The sequence below is a fragment of the Roseateles paludis genome (genome assembly GCF_039872745.1).
GTDB classification, from domain to species: Bacteria; Pseudomonadota; Gammaproteobacteria; order Burkholderiales; family Burkholderiaceae_C; genus Pelomonas; species Pelomonas paludis.
The window spans coordinates 1-3,492 of sequence record NZ_JBDPZD010000017.1; the positions used below are offsets into that span (position 1 = coordinate 1).

Sequence of the window (3,492 nt, forward strand, 5' to 3'; positions counted from 1 at the left end):
GGCCCGCAAGGAGCGCGAAGAAGCCGAGCGCCGCAAGCAGGCCGAGCTCGACGCCAAGGCCGAGAAGGAGCGCAAGGACAAGCTCGAAAAGGACAAGAAGGACAAGGCCGAGCGCGCCGCCAAAGAGGCGAAGGAAGCCAAGTTGACCGAAGCCAAACTGGAGGCCAAGCGTGAGGCGATGCGCCAGGAGCAACTGCGCCGCCTGCAAGGCCTGGCTGGCGCCACTGGCAACCCCAACTCCACCGGCACGGCGCAACAAAACGCCGCGCCCTCCTCAGGCTATGCAGGCCGCATCAAGGCGCACATCCGCCCGCTGATCATCTTCAACGCCGAGGGCAACGAGAACCCCGAGATGGAAGTGCGCGTGACGCTCTGGCCCGATGGGCGCATCGTCTCCGTCACCAAGCTGCGCGGCAGCCCCAACCCGGACTGGGACCGCGCCGTGCTGCGCGGCATCGACAAGGCCGAGCGCCTGCCGCGCGACATCGATGGCCGCGTGCCGGCTTACATCGACCTGGTGATGCGGCCGAAGGAATAGCGGTCGATAGACCACCGCCCCGCGCCGCACAGCACCAGCGCCAGCGCGAGCAAGCCCCAGGTCGTGTGCTGCCACTGGGCGGCTGGTGAGAAGTCGTCGGCCGACAGCGACAGCGCCGCCATCAGGTTGACCACAAAAAGCCCCGCGCCGGCAAAGCGCCCGGCAAGGCCCGCCACCAGCAGCACCGGCAGCACCAGCTCGCCCGCCGTGCCCATGTAGGCAGCCAGCACCGGCGGCAACACAGGCACGTTGTAGATGTCCTGGAACAGCGCCAGCGTGGACGACCAGTCGCGCAGCTTGGTCAGGCCCGAGCTGAAGAACACATTCGCCAAATAGAAGCGCGCGCCCAGCAGTGCCAGCGACTGCGCCTCCCACAGCAAACGGCCCAGCGGCCCTGGCAGGTCGGGCTCGGGCTGCGAGGGCCCGGGGTGGATGGCGGTGCGCAGCAAGGTGGTGATCAAGGCGTTCATGGCAGTGGAGCGTTGGGGGTCAGGTGGGGCGCTGCACCACACGGTGCAGCCATTCGTGGCGCAAGGCTGCTTGCAGCCACGCACTGAAGTCGAAGTCGGGCTGCGCGCCCAAACCTTTCACCTCGCCCGCCGCCAGCGCTTCGGCCAAGCTGCGGCCATCGAGCACTGCGCCCATGAAGCCCCCCGTGGCGGCGTCCAGTGGCCCATGCTGCGCCACCCAGCCCTCGCGCCACACCAGGCAGTGGCCGGTCAAGGCCGGCTCGTCCGCCACCGGGCCTGCCAAGGCCAGCAGGCGCACCGCTGGCCGCAGCTGCAATTGCAAGCCCTCCAGCTCGCACTGGGCAAGTTGGGCGAGGGACGCGGTGTCCAGGTCGGCATCAGCCGCGCGTTCGGCCTCGTGCCTGGCCCATTCCAGCTGGGCCAGGCCCGGCAAGCCGGAGTCGAGCCCAGCTGTCTCGGTCAGAAAGGCCGGCAGCGCATCGCCCCAGGTGCCCAGGTCACCCCGCAGCGGCGGCTGCGTGCGCCAAAAAGCCCAGGCCATGGCCGCAAAGTCGGCGCTGCCCAGCTCGGCCTCCAAACGTGGAAAGACGGCGGCCAGCGCCCGTGCCGACAAAGCCTGCGCATTGCCCCGGTAAGCACTGAGCCCCTCGGCCACGCTCAGGCCTGGCCGCACGCCACGCAGGCCAAGCACATCGCCGCCCCGGCGCAGCGCCTGGACGAAAGCCGTCTGCTCATCCATCTCAGACACAGTCTTCCAAGTCCACCAGGGTCCGGCGTGCTTGTTCGGCCTCGTCCAGCAGCACGTCAAGCGCGGGCAGGTCGGTATCCCACTCCAGCAGGCTGGGCACAGGGCCAAAGCGCGCCAGCGCGTGCTCGTAGACCCGCCAGACCTCGTGCCGCACACGGGTCGCGTGGTCGTCAATCAAGAGGCCGGGCTGCTCGGTGTAGCCAGCCAGATGGATCTCGCCCACCAGGCCTGCCGGCAGGTGATCGACCCAGGCCATGGCTACGGCAGCCGCTTCGTCGGGCGAGCAGCCCTGCGCGTTGCGCGCATTGACGACCAGGTTGTTCACGTCCAGCAGAAGGCCGCAGCCGGTGCGCCGCACCAGCTCGGCAAAGAACGCGGGCTCGCTCAGTTCGTCCTGGTCCCAGGCCACATAGGCACTGATGTTCTCGACCAGCACCTGGCGCCGCAGGTGCTGTTGCAACTGGTCCACCTGGTCAGCAAGCCTTGCCAGTGCGGCGGCCGTGCGCGGCAGCGGCAGCAGGTCGGCCGCATGGCCGCCGTGGACGCGGCTGAAGCAGGCGTGCTCCGAGACCAGCGCCGGCTGCACGCGTTCGCACAGGCGTGCGAGGCGATCCAGATGCCAAGGGTCGAGGCCGGCGTTGGAGCCCAGGCCCAGGCCCACGCCGTGCAGGCTGATCGGGTAGTGCTCGCGCGCGGCATCCAGCACAGCGAGGCTGGCCCCACCATCGGCAAAAAAGTTCTCGGCGTGGACCTCCAGGAAGTCCAGCGCCGGGCGGCGCTCCAGCAGCTCAGCGTAGTGGGGCTGCCGCCAGCCGATGCCGACGGCCGCGCTCCTGAGCGTCACTTCTTGGCCTTGGCCTTGGCTTCTTCCTGGCTCAGGCCACCGGCGGCCTTGCAGCTGCCCTTGGCGACGAATTTCCATTCGCCAACGTCGTTGTCCTTGCTGGACTGGCCGGCGCAGGAATGCGAGCCGCTGAGGTTGGCGCAATCGTTCTGGCCAGCCTTGACGATGCCAAAGCACTTCTCCTTGGCAGTCTTGTCTTGGGCCTGAGCCTGGGAGACGAGGCCCAGGGCCAAGGCAGCGGCGAGGGCGGAAGCAGCAACGTGGGGGGTCTTCATGAACAAAACTCCGAAAGGTGAGTGACAGGTTGGCGACCTCTGAGGGGCACTCAAGGGCCGCAAGGACGCAGTCGGGCTGGTTAGCCCATCCTTACACTGCGCGCACGATGACGACGCCCAGCTTTGCCGAACAGGTCCAGCAACTGCGCCCGATCCTGCTCAAGTTCGCGCAGCTGCAGTTGCGCAACGCCGCCTGGGCCGAGGACGCAGTGTCCGAGACGGTGCTCGCCGCACTGGAGAAACCCCAGGCCTTTGCAGGGCAATCCCAGCTCAAGACCTGGCTCATCGGCATTCTCAAGCACAAGCTCATCGACCAGATCCGCCGCAACTGCCGGGAGGTCTCGACCGCCTCCAGCGACGACGCCGAAGACCTGGACGAACTGCTCTTCAAGGAAGACGGCCACTGGCGCGAAGCGCCGCAGGACTGGGGCCACCCCGAGCACTCGCTGCGGCAAAAGGACTTTGTCCGTGTGCTGGAGGCCTGCGTCGAGAAGCTGCCCGGGCAGCAGGGCCGGCTTTTCATGATGCGTGAGTGGCTGGAGCTGGACACCGACGAGATCTGTAAGGAGTTGTCGATCTCGCCGACCAATCTCTGGGTCATGCTGCACCGCGCCCGG

6 protein-coding genes are annotated in these 3,492 nt (G+C 67.9%); 2 read left to right on the forward strand and 4 right to left on the reverse strand.

The features are described 5' to 3' along the window. Positions 1 to 538: cell envelope integrity protein TolA (tolA, locus tag ABDJ85_RS20240; protein ID WP_347706618.1), on the forward strand; the 538-nt coding region annotated here is incomplete at its 5' end. Here tolA and ABDJ85_RS20245 read toward each other — a convergent pair. The 4 genes from ABDJ85_RS20245 to ABDJ85_RS20260 are packed head-to-tail and all read right to left on the reverse strand — an operon-like array spanning position 505 to position 2,875. Continuing rightward, positions 505 to 1,008, reverse strand: coding sequence for a DoxX family protein (locus ABDJ85_RS20245; protein WP_347706619.1), 504 nt, complete (start codon positions 1,006 to 1,008; stop codon positions 505 to 507). The two genes, tolA and ABDJ85_RS20245, sit on opposite strands and share 34 nt — an antisense overlap. 19 nt (positions 1,009 to 1,027) lie before the next feature. Next, positions 1,028 to 1,747, reverse strand: coding sequence for an HvfC/BufC N-terminal domain-containing protein (locus ABDJ85_RS20250; protein WP_347706620.1), 720 nt, complete (start codon positions 1,745 to 1,747; stop codon positions 1,028 to 1,030). 1 nt (position 1,748) lies between these two features. Next, complete coding sequence (gene bufB / locus ABDJ85_RS20255) at positions 1,749 to 2,600, reverse strand: MNIO family bufferin maturase (protein WP_347706621.1); 852 nt, start codon at positions 2,598 to 2,600, stop codon at positions 1,749 to 1,751. Further along, positions 2,597 to 2,875 carry a BufA1 family periplasmic bufferin-type metallophore gene (locus ABDJ85_RS20260; RefSeq protein ID WP_347706622.1) on the reverse strand — a complete coding sequence of 93 codons (279 nt, stop codon included), beginning with the start codon at positions 2,873 to 2,875 and terminating at the stop codon, positions 2,597 to 2,599. Before ABDJ85_RS20260 ends, bufB begins: the two co-directional genes overlap by 4 nt. 107 nt (positions 2,876 to 2,982) lie before the next feature. Between ABDJ85_RS20260 and ABDJ85_RS20265 the strand changes: the two genes are divergently transcribed. Beyond that, positions 2,983 to 3,492, forward strand: a 510-nt coding sequence (locus ABDJ85_RS20265) for a sigma-70 family RNA polymerase sigma factor (protein ID WP_347706623.1), incomplete at its 3' end; no start/stop codon positions are given.